This window comes from Streptomyces acidiscabies, assembly GCF_020010905.1.
In the GTDB taxonomy this organism is placed as follows: Bacteria; Actinomycetota; Actinomycetes; order Streptomycetales; family Streptomycetaceae; genus Streptomyces; species Streptomyces acidiscabies.
The window spans coordinates 4,824,151-4,842,816 of record NZ_JAGJBY010000001.1; the positions used below are offsets into that span (position 1 = coordinate 4,824,151).

At 70.0% G+C, this 18,666-nt stretch carries 12 protein-coding genes and 1 pseudogene; 9 read left to right on the plus strand and 4 right to left on the minus strand.

Going from position 1 to position 18,666, the window contains the following annotated elements; translation table 11 throughout:
* Positions 1 to 64: 64 nt before the first annotated feature.
* Both J8M50_RS22155 and J8M50_RS22160 read right to left on the minus strand, forming a co-directional pair.
* A complete protein-coding gene (locus J8M50_RS22155; protein WP_010360221.1) occupies positions 65 to 514 on the minus strand; it encodes a DUF6415 family natural product biosynthesis protein in 450 nt (149 codons plus the stop codon).
* Positions 514 to 927, minus strand: coding sequence for an ATP-binding protein (locus J8M50_RS22160; RefSeq protein WP_010360223.1), 414 nt, complete (start codon positions 925 to 927; stop codon positions 514 to 516). Before J8M50_RS22160 ends, J8M50_RS22155 begins: the two co-directional genes overlap by 1 nt.
* Positions 928 to 1,222: 295 nt before the next feature.
* Here J8M50_RS22160 and J8M50_RS22165 point away from each other — a divergent pair, with 295 nt between their 5' ends.
* Positions 1,223 to 2,563, plus strand: a complete 1,341-nt coding sequence (locus tag J8M50_RS22165; protein ID WP_010360225.1) for an NsdA family TPR-like regulatory protein — start codon at positions 1,223 to 1,225, stop codon at positions 2,561 to 2,563.
* A gap of 2 nt (positions 2,564 to 2,565) precedes the next feature.
* On the opposite strand, the gene J8M50_RS22170 is transcribed toward J8M50_RS22165, so the two are convergent.
* Positions 2,566 to 3,597 (minus strand): NAD-dependent epimerase/dehydratase family protein, encoded by a 1,032-nt coding sequence (locus tag J8M50_RS22170; protein WP_029184642.1) that lies wholly within the window; start codon positions 3,595 to 3,597, stop codon positions 2,566 to 2,568.
* Between the two features lie 97 nt (positions 3,598 to 3,694).
* Between J8M50_RS22170 and J8M50_RS22175 the strand changes: the two are divergent.
* The 7 genes and pseudogenes from J8M50_RS22175 to J8M50_RS22205 all read left to right on the plus strand — a co-directional run bounded on the left by J8M50_RS22175 (position 3,695) and on the right by J8M50_RS22205 (position 13,978).
* A pseudogene (locus J8M50_RS22175) lies at positions 3,695 to 4,776 on the plus strand (serine hydrolase domain-containing protein).
* A 106-nt stretch (positions 4,777 to 4,882) separates the two neighbouring features.
* Positions 4,883 to 6,625, plus strand: a complete 1,743-nt coding sequence (locus tag J8M50_RS22180) for an FAD-dependent oxidoreductase (protein WP_029184740.1) — start codon at positions 4,883 to 4,885, stop codon at positions 6,623 to 6,625.
* A 9-nt stretch (positions 6,626 to 6,634) separates the two neighbouring features.
* A complete protein-coding gene (locus J8M50_RS22185) occupies positions 6,635 to 7,585 on the plus strand; it encodes an intradiol ring-cleavage dioxygenase (RefSeq protein ID WP_223786241.1) in 951 nt (316 codons plus the stop codon).
* The gene (locus tag J8M50_RS22190; protein WP_010360955.1) at positions 7,582 to 8,655 is read left to right on the plus strand and encodes a maleylacetate reductase; all 1,074 of its coding nucleotides are present in this window, start codon (positions 7,582 to 7,584) and stop codon (positions 8,653 to 8,655) included. The genes J8M50_RS22185 and J8M50_RS22190 overlap by 4 nt, the downstream gene beginning before the upstream one ends.
* Before the next feature lie 148 nt (positions 8,656 to 8,803).
* Positions 8,804 to 9,715, plus strand: coding sequence for a YceI family protein (locus J8M50_RS22195; RefSeq protein ID WP_010360954.1), 912 nt, complete (start codon positions 8,804 to 8,806; stop codon positions 9,713 to 9,715).
* Between the two features lie 124 nt (positions 9,716 to 9,839).
* Positions 9,840 to 11,702 carry a helix-turn-helix domain-containing protein gene (locus tag J8M50_RS22200; protein WP_029184739.1) on the plus strand — a complete coding sequence of 621 codons (1,863 nt, stop codon included), beginning with the start codon at positions 9,840 to 9,842 and terminating at the stop codon, positions 11,700 to 11,702.
* 236 nt (positions 11,703 to 11,938) lie between these two features.
* The gene (locus J8M50_RS22205) at positions 11,939 to 13,978 is read left to right on the plus strand and encodes a galactose-binding domain-containing protein (protein ID WP_010360952.1); all 2,040 of its coding nucleotides are present in this window, start codon (positions 11,939 to 11,941) and stop codon (positions 13,976 to 13,978) included.
* A 95-nt stretch (positions 13,979 to 14,073) separates the two neighbouring features.
* Here J8M50_RS22205 and J8M50_RS22210 read toward each other — a convergent pair whose 3' ends face one another.
* Positions 14,074 to 18,087 (minus strand): SdrD B-like domain-containing protein, encoded by a 4,014-nt coding sequence (locus J8M50_RS22210; RefSeq protein WP_059045222.1) that lies wholly within the window; start codon positions 18,085 to 18,087, stop codon positions 14,074 to 14,076.
* Between the two features lie 154 nt (positions 18,088 to 18,241).
* Between J8M50_RS22210 and J8M50_RS22215 the strand changes: the two genes are divergently transcribed.
* Entirely contained in the window at positions 18,242 to 18,505 is a 264-nt protein-coding gene (locus tag J8M50_RS22215) for a hypothetical protein (protein WP_029184193.1), read from the plus strand.
* Positions 18,506 to 18,666: the final 161 nt, after the last annotated feature.

Below are 18,666 nucleotides of genomic sequence, written 5' to 3' on the forward strand. Positions count from 1 at the left end.
CCGACCGGCCCCGACCCTGCGTAATCCGCGTGGCACCAGTACGTACGCGGAAGCGGCTGACCACTCACGCCGACCACCTGACGTCCCGCTCATCACCGAAGTACGGCAGCGGCCCGTGAGCGTCGTCGTCGGCAATCTCGTCCAGCAGGGCCGAGACCAGCACCGCGAGACGGCGGACACCAACCTCGTCAGCCGTCTCGTCCTCACGCAGGCGGACCGCGCGGCCGATGAGTTCCTTCTGCGCCCCGTCCGGACGGCCGTTCACACGACGCAGGATCTCGGTCACCAGCCACCACAGGCTGCCGTACAGCCGAGGCGCGATCGTCCTGGTCTCCGCGGGACTCAGCGGCGAAGCACCCCAGCCGAGGACCCGCTCCAAGTACTCGTCGACCCCGTCGAGAACGAAGGAGGACTGGAGGGCGTCCAGCAGATCGCCCAGCGTCCGCGACGACGTCGGCCTCGCAGGAGCCGCTTCGCTGTCGCGTACGGGCAGGGAGGGTTTGATGGCGCACATCAGGCGGCCTCCTCGGAGGCTGCTGTACGCAGCTCGACCCAGACGTCCTTGCCCGTGTCGGTCGGCGTGACACCCCAGGAGGAGGCGAGCGTGCTGATGAGCACCATGCCCCGCCCGCTCTCGTCGGACCAGTCCGGCTCACGGACGACCGGATGCCGCGTGCTGCCGTCGCTGACGACGATGCGTACGCCGGAATCCGTCGCCCGGACAACGAGAACGCATGTGGAGCCGGCGTGTCTGCTCACGTTGGCCAGCAGCTCCGTGACGCACACGACCGCGGGGTCCACTAACTTGCCCAGACCCCAGTACCGCATGAACGCGGCGACGATCCGGCGGGTCCTGCCGAGACTCTTCGAGTCGACGGTCAGCTCCTGTCGGTAGTGCCGCGTGCCTACGTATGCCGTGACGGCCATGGGCTCCTCCAGCGCCTGTCCTTGAGCCCCGTGAAGGGCCCCGTCCCGAGGCACTGGCCAGGGGCCTGGCCTCGGGACGGTGGGGGGAGATCAAGAGTTGCGCCGCCCGGCGGGCCGCACCATGTCACGCCGGGTATCACCTGGCGCTCGGTCGGGTGATGCGGATATCACAGACATGTCATTTGGACCGCACCTGGCCCCAAGATCGCGTCGACCGTGGCGGATTGGGCGATAGTGGCTGTGGGGCTCCCCCTTCAACACGCCCCTTGTGATCGAGTCGCCGGGGAGGAAATTCATGACGCGGGAAGCGAGGACGCTGTTCCAATTCCTGCTCCAGGAGCGGGGATGGACGTACGAGGTCTTCAGGAAGGCGTACGAGCGAGCCGCCCGCGAACTCGCGGCAGCCACAGGCGAATCCTGTTCCACCGCGACCGTGGAGGAGCAGACGTTCCGGCGGTGGACGTCAGGCCGTGTGAAGGGTCTGCCGAACCAGCCCGCTCCGCAGGTGCTGGAGCGCATCTTCGGCTATCCGGTACGCGAACTCCTCGGCCCTGTCCCGAAGACGCCTCTCCTCCAGCCCCACCAGCACGTATTCACGCTCGATGAAAGTGAACTCGCAATGACCGCTCGGGACGCGGCGGCACACGCAAGCGATGCCGCCTCCCTCAGTGTTCCGGACATCACGCTCGACCAGCTCGACGACGACGTCATGGCTCTGGCACAGGACTACAACCGCACGTCACCGGTCGAGGTGTACCGGCGTGCGAAGGAACTGCTCGCGCTCTCCCAGTCCCTGCTGGAAAGGACCGAGGTACCCCGGCAGAAGACCCGCGCCTACCTCGCCTCCGGCCAGTCGGCGGCGCTGCTCTCCGCCATCTGCTTCGACCTGGGATCCCTGGCACCCGCGGTATCGCTGTCACGCACCGCCGCGCTCTACGGACAGGTCATCGAGCACGGTCCTCTCCAGGCGTACGCACACGGCGCGTTGGCTCTCTTCGCCTACTGGGGCGGCCGACCCTCCGAATCCCTTCGGCTCGTCCACAAGGCACAGCGGTTCGGCGGACTCGGCGACACCGCCCGTACCCGTCTGTCCGTCATCGAGGGCCGCGCCTACGCCCACTTGGGGAATCGGGCGGCTTCGGAGCAGGCCATGCGTGAGGCCCTGGACCACGACACGGGGACACGCGACGAACTCCACGACGACATCGCGGGGGAGTTCGGATTCCCCGCCCACCGCGTCGCCATGAGCAACGCCACGACGCACCTCCTGCTGCGCAACGCGGACGGCGCGGAAGAGGCGGCGTCCTCCGCCCTGACTCTCCTGTCCGCGCGGCCCGAGGACCAACGTCCGCTCCTCGTCGTCTCCCAGGCATCGGTGGACCTCGCGCGGGCTCGCCTCCTGCGCCGGGAACTCGACGGAACGCACGAGGCCCTCGACCCCGTCTTCGCCATCCCCACCGAATGGCGGGGAGCCGGAACCCTGGAACGGATCTCAGCGGTCCGCGCCGAACTCTGCCACCCGGACTTCACCGGCGCGGCGGAGGCGAACTCACTGGGGGAGCGGATCGAGGAGTTCACCGCCGCCGCCACAGCACAAAGACTCGGCTCCGGCGCCCCGTCGGCGCTCGAAGGCTGATGTCAGCCGCTCAGTACGGCCAGGATCTCCGCCTCCTTCGCCGCCGCGATCCCGTGCTCCGCCCACCGCGGATGCTCGACCGGCAGACCTCCCGCACGCAGCCACTCCCACGTGTCGGCAACGGTCTCGGCCAGCGGCCGGCACCGCAGACCCGCCGCCTGCGCCAGCGCGGAGTCGATGCTCCACACCCCGGCGTGGGTACGCCAGAGCGGCAACTCCGTCCACTGCTGCACCCCATGACCGATCAGCAGGTCGTCGGAAGCCCATACCAGATGCCCGACGCGGCCGGTCACCTCAAGGCACGCGTCGAGGAAGCCACCCATCGTCTCGCGGCTGAGCGGAGCCGTGACGTTGTAGGCACCACCGCCGACAGCCTGCGCCTGGTCCAGCGCGAACGCGGCCACATCACGGACGTCCACGGGCTGAATGCTCTTCGCCGGATCGCCGGGCGCCAGAATCGCGCCGCCCTTCTCCGCCCGACGCAGCCACCACGGCAGACGGCCGACGTACTCCCCCGGTCCCAGAATCACCCCGGGGCGTAGCACCGACACCCGCTCGGCGCCGAACGCCGTGATCGCCGCCCGCTCGGCACCGGCCTTCTGGCGCCCGTAGTACCAGTCGGGACCGTCCCAGTCCGCAGGCAACCTGCCGTAGTCGATGTCCGCATCCGCAGGACCGTCCAGCAGCTCCGAGGTCTCCGTCAACGGCTCGTCGGGCCAGCCCCGATAAGCGTTCACCGTGGATACGTAGACGTACCGGCCCGCCACCGACTCCAACGCCCGCGCCCCCGCGAGCACGTCACGCGGAGCAAGCTCCGAAGCCGAGGTGTCGACCACCGCGTCCCACGGCCCATGACCGGCAAGCTTCGCTACGTCCCCCGGAACCGTACGGTCCCCATGAACCTCGGCCACCCCCTCCGGAGCCGTCCCGGAGCGTCCCCGGTTGAACGCCGTGACCTCCCAACCCTGGCCCAGAGCCACCTGAGCAACAGCCCGGCCCAAGAACCATGTCCCACCCAGCACAAGAATCCTCATGCCCCGATCCTGCCCGTTGCGGCAGTCACTAGTAGCGGGTGGGGTTCAGCGACGTGCCTCCTTGGGCTGCACACCGCAGCCCGGTAGGACGGACGGCATGACAATGATCCACGGTGAGGTCGAGGCCGGGTTCGAACCCGTGCGGGAGGCGTTCGCCGCGAACTTCTCCCAGCACGGAGACATCGGCGCAGCGGTATGCGTGTACCGGCACGGCCGACCGATGGTGGACCTCTGGGGAGGTATCGCCGACCCAGGGACCGGCCGCCCATGGACACGGGAGAACCTGCAACTCGTCTACTCAGCGACCAAGGGAGCCATCGCGACCGCAGCGCACATGCTGGTCGAGCGTGGCGCGCTGGACCTCGGTGCGCCCGTGGCGACGTACTGGCCGGAGTTCGCCGTGAACGGCAAGGCGGACATCACGGTACGTCAACTGCTGTCCCACCAGGCGGGGTTGATCACGCTGGACCGCCCGGTCCCGTTGAAGGACGCGTTGGCCTGGCACCCGATCGTGGCCGCGCTGGCGGCGCAGCGCCCCTTGTGGGTTCCGGGTACGGCGCACGGGTACCACAGGCGGACCTGGGGCTGGCTGGTCGGCGAAGTGATCCGCTGGGTGTCCGGGCGGACGCCGGGCTGGTTCGTCGCCGAGGAGATCGCCGCTCCCCTCGGGCGCGACTTCTGCATCGGACTGCCGGCGGACCGACGCAGCCGGGTCAGCCGGGTCAGCCGGGTCAGCCGCATGGTGCACCAGTAACCAGCGCTGGACCTCACGACTGAGCCGGTCCCCGAGGAACTCCGAGAACTCGTCGCCGCCTGGCAGGACCCGGAGTCGTTCAGCAACCGGGCGTACGCAGTCACCGACCCCGCCGAGATCGACTTCAACTCTTCCGAGGTCCAGGCCGCCGAACTCCCCGCCTCCAACGGCATCGGCACCGCGCACGCGCTGGCCCGTATGTACGCCGCGCTGATCGGCAGGGTGGACGGCGTACGTCTGCTCACGGAGAGCACCCCGATGCTCGGGGCGAGTTCCTTCGGGCACACCGGGCGCGGTGCTCGCTCGGCTTCGCCGACCCGGAGTCCGGCATCGCTTTCGGCTACGTGATGAACAACCTCGTCGGAGGAGCGGGCGACACGCGTGCGGCCTCCTTGGTCGACGCCGTGCGCAAATCACTGACGTAGACAGGCGGCCCCAAACCCTCCCCACTGTCTCGAACTGAGACACCCGCCCCCGCCCCCTCCGGTTCATGATCTTGGAAGATCCCCCTCACTTCCCCGGAGCGTTCCCGTGCACAGCGTCGAGCCCGATGTCGTGACCGACGTCCTTATTGTTGGCAGTGGCCCCGCAGGTGCCTCGGCGGCGTTGGCGTTGAGTACGTACGGGGTGGCGAACATGGTCGTCACCCGGTACGGGAGCCTCGCGGACACGCCGCGTGCGCACATCACGAACCAGCGGACGATGGAGGTGCTGCGGGACCTCGGCGTCGAGGACGAGGTCGTCGCGCAGGCGACGCCCCAACACCTCATGGGGAACACGACTTTCTGCACCAGCCTCGCCGGGGAAGAGTTGGGCCGGCTGCGGTCGTGGGGCAACGACCCCCGCGTCCAGGCCGAGCACGACCTCGCGAGCCCCACGCGGATGTGCGACATGCCGCAGCACCTGATGGAACCGGTCCTGGTGGACGCGGCGATCGCGCGCGGCACGGTGTTCCGGTACAGCACGGTCTACAAGTCGTTCGTGCAGGACGAGTTCGGCGTGACGGTGACCGTCGAGGACCGGGTGCGCGGCGACGAGTACACGATCCGCGCGAAGTACCTGATCGGCGCGGACGGCGGCCGTTCGCAGGTCGCGCAGGACGCCGGGCTGCCGACGGTCGGCCGCATGGGCGTGGCCGGCAGCATCAACATCGTCTTCGACGCGGACCTCACCAAGTACACCGCGCACCGCCCGTCCACCCTGTACTGGGTCCTCACGCCGGGCGCGACCGTCGGCGGCATCGGGGCGGGGCTGGTGCGGTGCGTACGGCCCTGGCACGAGTGGATGATCGTGTGGGGGTACGACGTGGACGCGGGCGCACCCGACCTGACCACGGAGTACGCGGAGTCGGTCGTACGGAAGCTGATCGGCGACGACGAGATCCCGGTCACCATCAAGTCGTCGTCCGCGTGGACCGTCAACGACCTGTACGCCGAGACCTACTCCAACGGGCGTGTCTTCTGCGCCGGGGACGCCGTGCACCGCCACCCGCCGTCCAACGGCCTCGGCTCCAACACGTCGATCCAGGACGCGTACAACCTGGCGTGGAAGCTGAAGCTGGTCCTGGAAGGGACGGCGAGCCCGAAGCTGCTCGACACGTACAGCGCCGAACGCGCGCCGGTCGGGCGGCGGATCGTCACCCGTGCCAACCAGTCGATCGGCGAGACGGCTCCCGTCTTCGAGGCCCTCGACCTGCTCGCCCCGCAGACCCCCGCGCAACTGCGCGCCAACATCGAGGGCCGCAAGGACGCCGGCGCGGCGGCGGAGAAGCGCCGGGAGCGGCTGCGGGAGGCGATCGCGTTCAAGGCGTACGAGTTCAACGCGCACGGCGTCGACCTGAACCAGCGGTACGCGTCCGACGCGGTCGTCCCGGACGGCACGCCCGACCCCGGCTTCGACCGCGACCCGGAGCTGTACCACCAGCCGTCGTCCCGCCCCGGCGCGAAGCTCCCGCACGCCTGGATCACCTCCGGGGCGCGCACCCTGTCCACGCTGGACACGGTCGGCAAGGGCCGCTTCACGGTCCTGACCGGCATCGGCGGCGAGGACTGGGTCCGCGCGGCGGACGCGCTCGGCCTGACGTCCGTGGTCATCGGCCCTGGTCAGGAGTACGACGACCCGTACGGCGACTGGGCCCGGCTGCGGGAGGTACCGGACGCGGGCGTGCTCCTCGTCCGGCCGGACGGGTATGTCGCGTTCCGGTACGCGGGGGCGCCGGAGGATGCTGGACGGCGGTTGTCGGAGGCGCTCGGGCGGGTGCTCGGGCGGGGCTGAGGGAGTCGTATGAGTACGGAATCCATGAGCGCGGGGTCTGCCGAAGCGGCCGGGACGAGCGCGAGGCCGGCGGGGGAGCCGGGCGGAGGGCTGGGCGGGCAGCCGGGCGGTTCTTCCGATGAGCTGACCGGCGCGGTCGTCGAGAGCTTCGCCGGTACGGCCGATCCCCGGCTGCGCGAGCTGCTCGGCTCTCTCACCCGGCATCTGCACGACTTCGTCCGTGAGACCCGGCTGACCGGTGAGGAGTGGGAGCGGGCGATCGGCTTCCTCACCGCGACCGGGCAGACGTGCACCGACACCCGGCAGGAGTTCATCCTCCTGTCCGACGTGCTCGGCGTGTCGATGCTGGTCGAGACCGTGAACGGCGACACCGGGCCCGGCACCGAGTCGACGGTCCTCGGGCCGTTCCACATGACCGAGTCGCCGGTGCGTGAACTCGGCGCGGACATCGACCTGTTGGGCACCGGCGAGCCGTGCGTGGTGAGCGGGCGGGTGCTGTCCGGCGACGGAACTCCCCTGCCGGGCGCGGTCCTCGACGTGTGGCAGGCCGACGCCGAGGGCTTCTACGACGTCCAGCAGCCCGACGTCCAACCCCCGGGCAACGGGCGCGGGTTGTTCACCGCCGACGGCGAGGGACGGTTCTGGTTCCGGACGTGCGTGCCGGACGCGTACCCGATCCCCACGGACGGCCCCGTCGGCGACCTGCTGCGGGCGACCGGACGCCACCCGTACCGGCCCGCGCACATCCACTTCATCGCGTCCGCGCCGGGGCACACGCCGGTCACCACGCACATCTTCGTCGCGGGCGGCCGATACCTAGACTCCGACGCGGTGTTCGCGGTGAAGGAGAGCCTCGTGCAGGACTTCGCCACGACCGACGACCCTGCCCTGGCAGGGGAGTTCGGCGTCGCGAACCCCTTCCGGCACGCCCGCTTCGACCTCGTCCTCAACTCACGGTGACCGGCGTGGAGTTCGTGCACGACGTGCCGGGGTCGCGGGTGGTCCTGCGGTCCGGCGCGTCGACGAGCGCTGTGCCGGGGGAGGTGGAACGGCTGGGCCTGGAGCGGGTGTTGGTGGTGAGCGGCGCGCGCGGGGCGGACGTCGCGGAGAAAGTCGCGCGGGCGCTCGGGGCGGTGTGCGTGGGGGTGCACGCGGCGGCCCGGATGCACGTTCCGGTCGAAGTCGCCGAGCGGGCCGTGGAGTTGGCGTCCTCACTGAAGGCCGACGGCTGCGTCGCCGTGGGCGGCGGCTCTGCCATCGGGCTCGGCAAGGCGCTCGCCCTGCGCGCCGGGCTGCCGCTGATCGCCGTACCGACGACGTACTCCGGCTCGGAGATGACGCCCGTGTGGGGGCTCACCGAGAACGGGGTGAAGCGTACGGGCCGTGATCCGGCGGTGCTGCCGCGCAGCGTGGTGTACGACCCCGACCTGACCGTCGGCATGCCGGTGGACCTGTCGGTGACGAGCGGCGTCAACGCGATCGCGCATGCCGCCGAGGGGCTGTACTCGCCGGGGGTGTCGCCGCTGCTCCAGCTGATGGCGGAGGAGGGGGCGCGGGCGATGGTCGGCGCGCTGCCCGAACTGGCGTCGGCGCCGGGGGACTTGGCGGCTCGCGGCCGGGCTCTGTACGGGGCCTGGCTGTGCGGGGCGGTGCTGGGGTCGACCGTCATGGGCCTGCATCACAAGCTGGCGCATGTGCTGGGCGGCAGCTTCGGGCTGCCGCACGCCGAGACGCACACGGTGCTGCTGCCGTACGTCCTGGCCTTCAACTCCCCTGCCGCGCCGGACGCGTTGGCGCGGCTCGGGCGGGCGATGGGCTCGGACGATCCGGTGGGGGCGCTGCGGGAGCTGTGCGGGCGGCTCGGGGCACCCCGATCGCTGGGTGAACTCGGGCTGACCGAGGGGGACTTGACGCGTGCGGTGGAGCTGGCCGTGGGGACGGCCTATCCGAATCCGCGCGAGGTCACGGCGGACGGCGTGCTGGGGGTGCTGCGCGACGCGTTCGAGGGGCGGGAACCCCGGGGGCGGTGAGGAGGCTTGCGGCGCGGGCATCGGGGAATGCCTCAACAGCCGTACAGGGAACCGGAGTTGGTCCGGTTCAGGAGCCTCACTCCCTCGACCGTGAGTGCCGTACCGGTGCTCGCGGACTCTATTCAGGAATTCAGGAAGGTGACACAACATGGCCCTCGGACTGCTCCGGCGCCGACGGGACAAGGGCGCGGCGGCCGATACCGGGCTGCGGCTGGCGCTGCCCGCGGGCGCGGGCTCGGCCGGGTGGACGATCGTCGACCCCGTGGACCAGCCGATGGGCGCGGTCGAGGTGACGATCACCGCCCTCGACACGCACCAGGTGGCCGCGCGCGGCATCACGGACCCGTACGGGTTCTTCGTCGCCGTCCTGCCGCCCGGCCGGTACAGCATGCTGGCGATCGCGGAGGGGCTGACCCCGCACCGGGAGACCGTCGACGTGCTCGGCGGCCACAGCCCGGCGCCCGGTCTGGTCCGGCTCCAGCCGGCCCGCCAGCTCCCGCTCCCGCCGCCCGGCGGCTGGGCGTTCGACCCGCCGCACACCGCGATCCGCTTCATCGCCAAGCATGTCGGCATGGCGCACGTGCACGGCCGGTTCGAACGGTTCGAGGGCGCGATACGCGTCACGCCGGACATGAGCGACTCCAGCGTCCATGTCCGCATCCACGCCGCCAGCATCACCACGGGCAACAACACCCGTGACAACCACCTGCGTTCGGCGGACTTCCTCGACGTCGAGCGGTTCCCGTACATCGACTTCCAGAGCACCCGGTTCGCCTACCGGGGCGGCAGCAAGTGGACCCTCCAGGGCACGCTCACGATGCACGGCGTGAGCCGCTCGGTGTCCCTCGACACGACGTACCTGGGCACGGTGAACGGCGGCTACGGCGAGGAACTCCGCTGCGCCGCCCTCGCGACAGCCGAACTCCACCGCGAGGACTACACCCTCAACTGGCGCTCGATGCTGGCCCGGGGCATCGCGGTGGTCGGCCCGACGGTCCAGCTGGAGTTGGACGTCCAGGCGATGTACCGGTCACCGGACATGCCGACGCCTCCGGAGTGACGGCCGGGTGACATGGGCTCCTCCGGCGCCGGGGGAGCCCATCCGGGGGAAGTGAGAGCGGTGGCACTCCGTGACAGTCCTGTTCGTTGCCCCTTCAACCGTTCCAGGTACGGTGAGGGGTGTCATGACGACCGCAGAGCAGCTTCCGGCCCTTACCCGACTTCGGCATGCCCGGGAGCGGTTCCTGGCGGGTGGGCCGGTGCCCGAGGGGGTACCGGAGGAGGTCGTGTCGGCCTGGCGGCGGGCCCGGTTCCACGGGGTGCGGCGCGATGCGGGCGGGGACGCGCCGCCGGTCGTGGGAGCGGCGCCGGTGCTGGAGGCGGCCCGGCCGGTGCTGGAGCGGCTCGCTTCCGCGCTGGACGGGCGGTCGGCGCTGGTGTTCACCGACGCGCGGCTGCGGGTGCTGTGGAGCAGAGGCGTTCATCCGCACGACCATCCGTACGCGGACCTTTCCGAGGAGCGCGTGGGCCCCAACAGCGCCGCCATCGCGCTGCGGACCGGGCGCCGTGCCGAGGTCCATGGGCCCGAACACTTCCTGGACGACTGGCAGGACACGTCCGCCGTCAGCGCCCCCGTCCGCGCGCCGGGTGCCACGCGCCCGATCGGTACGGTCACCGTCGTGACCCGGCTGTGCGAGGGCTGCACGGCCCAGCTTCCCGACGTCGCCACCTCGCCGGCACACCTGCCTGACGCCCACCTCTGGCCGGTCCGCCTCGCCGGGGTCGACTCCGCTCCGGCTCAGCTGCCCGGCGTCGAGTCCGCCCCGCCTCGCCTCGCCGCCGCCCCTGCCCCCGCCCACCTCCCTGCGGCCCACCTCGCAGACACTCACCTCCCGGACACCCACCCCTCCGCAGCCCACCCTGCCCCGTCCCACTCCGCCACCCCCCACCCCTCCGCCGCCCCCCACTCCGCCACCCCCCACCCCTCCGCCGCCCTCGCCGAAGCCACCGCCGCAGCCCTCGAAGCCGAGCTCCTAGCCCGCTCCGCCACCCCCGAACGCCTCCTCCTGGACGCCTACCTCTCCGCCCGCACCGGCGACCGCCCGGTCGCGGCGTTCGGTGGGCACAGCAGGCTCGTCGACGAGCTGGCGGCCCGCGCCCTCACCCCCGAGGACCTCCACCGCCTCGAACGGGCCGCGCTCAAGGACCCCGAGGCCCGGCAGCTCACCGTGGCCGGACGGAGCGTCGACCTCACCCCCGTACGCCAGGGCGAGGCGACCGTCGGAGTGGTCGCCGTCCTGAACCCGGCCCCCGTCCGGAGCGGCGCCGAACCCTGCCGTACCCGACCCCCGCTGCTCATCACCGGCGAACGAGGCACCGGCAAGACCACCCTCGCCCGCGAACTCGCCCCGCACGCAAGGACGGTGGACGCGGCAGAGTCCGAACTCGGCGACGCGGTCGACCACCTGACGACGGGTCACCCCCTGATCCTCCGCCACGCGGAACGCCTCACCCCACCCGACACCGCCACCCTCAACTCCCTCCTGGACACCCACCCCACGGCCCCGCTGTACGTCACGTACACCCCCGGCACACCCCCGGGCCCCTGCCTCCAACGCCTCCTCGACGTCCTGGCGGCCCGCACGATCACCCTCCCCGCCCTCCGTGAACGCCCGGAGGACATCGCGGAGTTGCTGAAGACGCTCGCCCCGAAGCCCCCCGCGGGACACCCCCCGCTCACCTGGTCCCTGGACGCCCTGCGGGCGCTGGAACGCCACCCCTGGCCGGGCAACCTCACCGAACTCGCGCACGTCGTCCACGCGTTGGTGCAGGGCCGCCGCCTCACGGGCCCGGTCCGCAAGGCCGAACTCCCCGACGCGGTACGGGAAGGCCCCGCCCACCGCCCCCTCAGCCCGATGGAGGACGCGGAACGCACAGCGATCCTCCAGGCGTTGAAACGGCACGGCGGCAACAAGGCGCGAGCGGCGTCGGCGCTGGGCATCGGACGGGCAACTCTGTATAGAAAGCTGCGGAGTTACCGAGGGTAGCGCCCGCCACCCCGGCGTCCGCCACCCCAGCACCCCTCAACTCCCGCAAGCCGGGGCCGATTCCGACCGGTCGGTCTTTCCTAAGTCTTGACTGCGCGCCGACTCCACCCCGATCCTCATCCATGAAGATCTTGCGACGGTCATGACAACCCCATGGAACTCCCGTGGAACGGTGAGGGGAACGCCGCACACTCCGGCTCATCGACCGCGCCCCCGCCGACCCGAGGGACCGCCACATGACCACGGTCAGACGCAGACGCGTCACCCTGCTCGCGCTCCTCCTGCTCCTCCTCACAACTGCCCTGGTTCCGACCCCCAGTTCGGCCGCCACGGACTGGTGGAACCCCACCGCGCGCGCCACCCCCGACTCCCAGATCAACGTCACCGGCGCCCCCTTCACCGGCACGAACGCGGCCGGAGAGGTACGCGGCTTCGTCGACGCCCACAACCACCTCTTCTCCAACGAGGCGTTCGGCGGCCGGCTGATCTGCGGCAAGGTCTTCTCGGAGGCCGGCGTCGCGGACGCGCTGAAGGACTGTCCGGAGCACTACCCCGACGGCACCCTCGCGATCTTCGACTACATCACCCACGGCGGCGACGGCAAGCACGACCCGACCGGCTGGCCGACCTTCAAGGACTGGCCCGCGTACGACTCGATGACGCACCAGGCCAACTACTACGCCTGGATCGAGCGCGCCTGGCGCGGCGGCCAGCGCGTCCTGGTCAACGACCTCGTCACCAACGGCGTGATCTGCTCGGTCTACTTCTTCAAGGACCGCTCCTGCGACGAGATGACGTCGATCCGCCTCCAGGCGAAGCTGACGTACGACCTCCAGGCATTCATCGACCGGCAGTACGGCGGCACCGGCAAGGGCTGGTTCCGCATCGTCACCGACAGTGAGCAGGCGCGGCAGGTCATCGAACAGGGCAAGCTGGCGGTGATCCTGGGCGTCGAGACGTCCGAGCCGTTCGGCTGCAAGCAGGTCCTCGACATCGCGCAGTGCTCCAAGGCCGACATCGACAAGGGTCTCGACGAGCTGTACGGGCTCGGCGTGCGCTCCATGTTCCTGTGCCACAAGTTCGACAACGCGCTGTGCGGCGTCCGCTTCGACGAGGGCGGCCTCGGCACCGCCATCAACGTCGGCCAGTTCCTGTCGACCGGCACGTTCTGGCAGACCGAGAAGTGCACCACCGCGATGCACGACAACCCCATCGGCGGCGCCGCCTCCACGGCTGAGAAGGAGCTGCCGGACGGCGTCGAGGTGCCCGCCTACGAGGACAACGCCCAGTGCAACAAACGGGGGTTGACCGAACTCGGTGAGTACGCCGTACGCGGCATGATGCAGCGCAAGATGATGCTGGAGATCGACCACATGAGCGTCAAGGCCACCGGCCGGGTGCTCGACATGTTCGAGGCCGCGTCCTACCCGGGCGTGATCTCCTCGCACAGCTGGATGGACCTCAACTGGACCGAGCGGGTCTACTCGGTGGGCGGTTTCGTCGCGCAGTACATGCACGGCTCCGAGGCGTTCGTGAAGGAGGCCGCCCGCACGGACGCGCTGCGTGAGAAGTACGGCGTCGGCTACGGATTCGGCACCGACTTCAACGGCGTCGGCGACCACCCCGGCCCGCGCGGCGAGACGGCGACGAAGGTGACGTACCCCTTCACCAGCGTCGACGGCGGCTCGGTCATCGACCGGCAGACCAGCGGACAGCGCACGTTCGACATCAACACCGACGGCGGCGCGCACGCGGGTCTCATCCCCGACTGGATCGAGGACATCCGCAAGGTCGGCGGCCAGGACGCGGTCGGCGACCTCTTCCGGGGCGCCGAGTCCTACCTCGGCACCTGGGGCGCCACCGAGGACCACCGGGCCGGCGTCGACCTCGCCCGCACCGGCACCGCGAGCGCCAGCACCTCGGAGTCCAACCCGTTCACCAGCTACCAGCCGGGCCGGGCCATCGACGGCGACAACTCCACGCGCTGGGCCAGCGATTGGAACGACGCGCAGTCCTGGCAGGTCGACCTCGGCGCCACGCAGCTGGTGGGCCGGGTGACGCTGGACTGGGAGCGGGCGTACGGCAAGTCGTACCGCATCGAGGTCTCCTCGGACGGCAGCAACTGGCGTACCGCCTGGTCGACGACGGCCGGTGACGGCGGCCTCGACACGGCCCGCTTCACGGCGACCCCGGCGCGGTACGTCCGCGTACAGGGTGTGCAGCGGGGAACCGAGTGGGGCTACTCGCTCAACGAAGTCGGCGTCTACAGCGGATAGTTGACGCATCGGAAAGGGCCGCGCACCCGGTGGGGTACGCGGCCCTTTCACGTTCGGCGGACCGGCACGGTCAGCCGATCAGCACGGTCAGGGGATCAGCACTTCTTCCCCTTGCACGGCTCCCCGCGCGGGATCGGGATCTTGATGATCAACCCGTTGTTCTTCACGGTGAGTTGGTACGTCTTGGTCGTCGGGTTCTTCGGCAGGTCGTAGCCCTCGGGGACGTCCTTGACGACCGCGTAGTACGTGCCGGGCGGCAGCTTCCCGAAGGCGCACTTGCCGTTGACCGGCGTCGAGCACTCACCGACGAGCGTCTTCTTGCCGTTGACGCTGCGCCACAGCTGGACGACCGTACTGCCCAGCGGCGTACCGGTCTTGGCGTCGGTCGTCAGGACCGTCACCCCCAACTCCTTGACCAGACCGGCGTCCAGGGTGAGGTCCGAACGGTGACCGGGGCCCAGCGTGACCGGGTTCGAGCAGCCGCTCTTCTGGTTCACGACCGAGTCGTTGCCGACCCCGCCCGCGTTGGGCTTGGTCCACTGGTAGCCGTTCGGCTTGTCGAAGCAGACCTTGTACTTGCCGTCGGGGAGGTTGTCGAAGAGGTACTTCCCCTGCGCGTCCGTCTTGGTCGTCTTCAGCGTCTTGCCGGTGGCCGGGTCGATCAGCTTCACGGTGACCCCGGGGGTGGGCTTCTCGCCCTTGTCCTGGATCCCGTTCGCGTTGTCGTCGTACCAGACGTAGTCGCCCAGCTTGTTGAGCGGTACGAGTCCCGCGTCCAGCGTGAGATCGGTCCGGTTGGACGGACCCAGCGTGACCGGCGCCGAGCACCCCGTCTTCGGGTCCACGACCGAGTCGTTGCCGGAGGCGCCCGCGTTCTGCTTCGTGAACTGGTAGCCGGCCGGAGCCGTGAAGCAGACCTTGTACGAGCCGTCGGGCAGGTCGTCGAAGAGGTACTTGCCGTCGGTGCCGGTCGTCGTCGTCTTGACCGTATTGCCGGTGGCCGGGTCGATCAGCTTGACCGGGATCCCGGATGCGGGCTTCTCGCTCGGGTCCTGGATGCCGTTGTCGTTCTCGTCGTACCAGACGTAGTCGCCGACCTTGTTGAGCGGCGTGAGTCCGGCGTCCTGGGTGAGGTCGGCGCGGTTGGTCGGGCCGAGGGTGATCTCGGCGGAGCAGCCGGTGGCGGGGTCGACGACGGAGTCGTTTCCGCTGGCTCCGGCGTTCTGCTTGGTCCACTGGTAGCCGGCTGGCTTGTCGAAGCAGACCTTGTACTTGCCGTCGGGCAGGTCGTCGAAGAGGTACTTGCCGTCCGTGCCGGTGGTCGTGGTCTTGATGGTCTGACCGGTGGCCGGGTCGATCAGCTTGACCGGGATCCCGGACGCCGGCTTCTCCGTCGGGTCCTGGATGCCGTTGCCGTTGTCGTCGTACCAGACGTAGTCGCCGACCTTGTTGAGCGGCGTGAGACCGGCGTCCTGGGTGAGGTCCGCGCGGTTGGTCGGGCCCAGGGTGACCTCGGCGGAGCAGCCGGTCGACGGGTCCACGACGGAGTCGTTTCCGCTGGCTCCGGCGTTCTGCTTGGTCCACTGGTAGTTGGCCGGTTTGTCGAAGCAGACCTTGTACTTGCCGTCGGGCAGGTCCTCGAAGAGGTACTTGCCGTCCGTGCCGGTCGTTGTGGTCTTGATGGTCTGACCGGTCGCCGGGTCGATCAGCTTGACGGTGATTCCGGGAGCCGGCTTCTCCGTCGGGTCCTGGATGCCGTCGCCGTTCTCGTCGTACCAGACGTAGTCGCCCAGCTTGTTGAGCGGCGTCAGACCCGCGTCGACGTCGTGGTTGGTGTAGCCGGGGTCACCGACGGCCACCGTCGTCTTGCCCGCGCTGTCGGGCTTGGAGTTGAGGTGGGTGTCGCTGCCCGCGTTCGCCTTGGTGAACTGGAGGTCCTTGGGGGCGGGGGTGCCGGGCAAGCCCGAGGTGTCGGCGCCGGCGGGGTCGAAGGCGACGTCGTACGTCGTGTTCGGCTCCAGGCCCTGCGTGGTGCCGATGTAGTACTCGCCGTTCGCGTCGGTCGTCGCGGTGAGCTTCGTGCCGTCGGGGGCCGTCAGGGTGACGACGACGCCCGGGATCGGCGGCTCGGACGGATCCTGGATGCCGTCACCGTTCGCGTCGTACCAGACCCGGTTGCCTACCTGGACCGGCGGCGGGGTGGAGATCAGCTCCAGGTCGGCGAGGCCGTTGCCCTTGCCGAAGAGGTTCGCGCCGTCGCTCCACGTCGACTTGATCCGCAGGTTGCCGATGATCGTGCCGCTCTGGTCGGCCCGCTTGCGCGTGGGCACGGAACCGTCGGCGACCCACTCGCGCGCACCCTGCTCGTACGCCTGGTTCGTCCACGGGTCGAAGGCGTTGGTCCACAGCTTCTTGCGGTACGGCTGGAGCGCGAGCCCGCCCTCGGTGATCTGGTCGTGGCTGGCGTCGGACAGGACGGTCGTGTCGTCGTAGAACTCACCGCCGCCCGGCCCCTGCTTGTTGCCCGGGTTCGCGCCCGTGAACGAACCGCAGGAGCCATTGCTTTCCAGTGTGTACGTCGTCCCCGACACGCACGACCGCAGCACGTCACCGGCGGCCACCGCCGAGACCTGGGTCGTCGTCGAGCCGAAGGAGTAGGTCTGGTTGCCCTGCATGTCCCCGAAACGGTCGCGGAAGCCCATGATCAGGTCGCCGTTGTCGGCGATCTCGATGTTGGACAGCATCGGCTGCGGCGCGGAGACGAACGAGTGCTCCTCACGCACCGGCACCCGCTCGTTCCACGCCTCCCAGTCCCCACTCATCTGCGCGCCGACGGTCGTCGCGTCGTCGCAGCGGTAGGCCGTGTCGGGCGTCCCGGTGAACCGGTAGGCGCAGCCGCGCCCGAAGTCCAGCGCGTACGAGGTCAGTTCGCTGAACGAACCGCCCTTGAACTCGGAGACGTGCGCGCTCAGCTTGGAGGGATCGCCCCACGCCGCGGTGTCGCTGACGGTCGTCTCCGCCCCACACACCCCGCCGACCAGCACGCGCTTCCCGCGCACGCCGATGCCGTACGGGTGCCACTCGCCCTCGCAGGACGCCGGCTTCGGGATGGCGTACGACGCCTGCGTGCCCGCCGTGACGCCGTCGCCGGTGCCGTCGATGGGCACCTTGTACAGCTTGGAGTCGTTGAGGTTGACGGCGTACAGCGTCTTGCCGTCCCCGGAGACGTCGACGTCACCGAGACCCTCGCGGCCGACCTTGCTGTAGATGGCGTCGTCGTGGAGGTAGTTGCCGGTCGCGTCGTGCTTGGTGAGGTCGCCCGGCAGGGTGGTGAACGTCGTCACCGCCTTGCTGGTGCCGTTGTAGCGGTAGATCGCGTTGACCGGACCGGCCGGGCCGTACTCGGTGTGCCGCTTGACCGACGTACCCATGAAGACGTTGCCGGTGCGGTCGGTGCCGATGCCGAAGACGGCCTGCTGGGCGGTGTTCTCGGTGAGCTGGGTGACCGCGTCGCCGGGCGGGGTGGTCGTCAGGTTCCCGTCGAACTGGAGCAGGCCCTGCATGGCGGGCGCGTCACCCTTGGCGAGGCCCGCCGTGACCAGCGTCGGGTTCTCCGGGTAGTAGACGTCCGGCTCCCAGAAGCCGGTGGTGTACGTGGCGGCCGTGCCGCCCGAGACGTCGACGAAGCCGGTGTTGGAGCGGATCACGTCGGCGCCCGTGCCGAGGCCCGCGATCGCCGGCTGGTAGGTGGCCGTGTCGGGGTTCTTCACCTCGATCCGGTACTTGCCGCCGGTCAGCGCCGAGGACGCCGGGGTGAAGGTCGCGAGCCCGTCCGCGTCGGTCGTCGCGGTCAGCTTCTGGCCCGCGTCGTCCGTCAGGGTGACGGTCACGCCCGCCATCCCGGGCTCCAGGGCGCTGTCGTACGCGCCGTCGGCGTTCACCTCGGTGACGACCCGTACGGTCACCGTGCCGTCGCCGGAGCCCTTGCCCTTCGCGGGCCCGGGGGCCGAGGCTGCCTGGGCGACGGGCGCGCCGGCCGCGCACACGGCCAGCACGAGGCCGACGGCGATCCGCCGTCGTACCCGTCTCCGCAGAGTTTCCTTGCGCATGCTGCTCCTCGTCTCATGGAGAACCACTCACCCTATATAGGCACATAAAGGTCAAATATGATCAATTCGGACATCGGGATTCGGGCATCGGAGTGACCGTCACCGGGAGGTCGCCGCAGGGGCGTTGTCAGTGCCGGGTGGCAGGCTGTTGACCATGGACGAGACGGAGTTCATGCGCGGCAGGGTGTACGGCGCGGACCACGAGGACGCGGGGCCTCGACAGGGCAGGCGTTACGCCGAACTGGTGGGCGGCCCGCTGGACGGTCTGCTGCTGGACGTGACGGAACGGGCGGCCGGGGCCGGGGAAGAAGTGGTGCTGGCCACGGAGATAGGGCGGTACGGGGCGGGAGGGCGGTCGGTGTACGTGGGGGAGGGGCGGCGGCTGGAGTGGCGGGGGGATCTCCCTGGGGTTCGGTGAAGGTGTGGCGGGGGCTGTGGTGAGAGCGCGGTGAGAGTTCGGTGAGTCCGAAAACTCGCTCTTGAAAGTCTGAACTCCCAGTAAATAAGGGCTAGTTCAAGCCGTTGACTTGATGCACTCATGACAATAGGCGGCACTCGGTGTCACTCTTCTGTCTCACG

Excerpts from the sequence above, each read along its gene's own strand:
- J8M50_RS22155 (WP_010360221.1), bottom strand. The coding sequence starts at position 514 with ATGTGCGCCATCAAACCCTCCCTGCCCGTACGCGACAGCGAAGCGGCT.
- J8M50_RS22160 (WP_010360223.1), bottom strand. The coding sequence starts at position 927 with ATGGCCGTCACGGCATACGTAGGCACGCGGCACTACCGACAGGAGCTG.
- J8M50_RS22165 (WP_010360225.1), top strand. The coding sequence starts at position 1,223 with ATGACGCGGGAAGCGAGGACGCTGTTCCAATTCCTGCTCCAGGAGCGG.
- J8M50_RS22170 (WP_029184642.1), bottom strand. The coding sequence starts at position 3,597 with ATGAGGATTCTTGTGCTGGGTGGGACATGGTTCTTGGGCCGGGCTGTT.
- J8M50_RS22185 (WP_223786241.1), top strand. The coding sequence starts at position 6,635 with ATGAGTACGGAATCCATGAGCGCGGGGTCTGCCGAAGCGGCCGGGACG.
- J8M50_RS22195 (WP_010360954.1), top strand. The coding sequence starts at position 8,804 with ATGGCCCTCGGACTGCTCCGGCGCCGACGGGACAAGGGCGCGGCGGCC.
- J8M50_RS22200 (WP_029184739.1), top strand. The coding sequence starts at position 9,840 with ATGACGACCGCAGAGCAGCTTCCGGCCCTTACCCGACTTCGGCATGCC.
- J8M50_RS22205 (WP_010360952.1), top strand. The coding sequence starts at position 11,939 with ATGACCACGGTCAGACGCAGACGCGTCACCCTGCTCGCGCTCCTCCTG.
- J8M50_RS22210 (WP_059045222.1), bottom strand. The coding sequence starts at position 18,087 with ATGCGCAAGGAAACTCTGCGGAGACGGGTACGACGGCGGATCGCCGTC.
- J8M50_RS22215 (WP_029184193.1), top strand. The coding sequence starts at position 18,242 with ATGGACGAGACGGAGTTCATGCGCGGCAGGGTGTACGGCGCGGACCAC.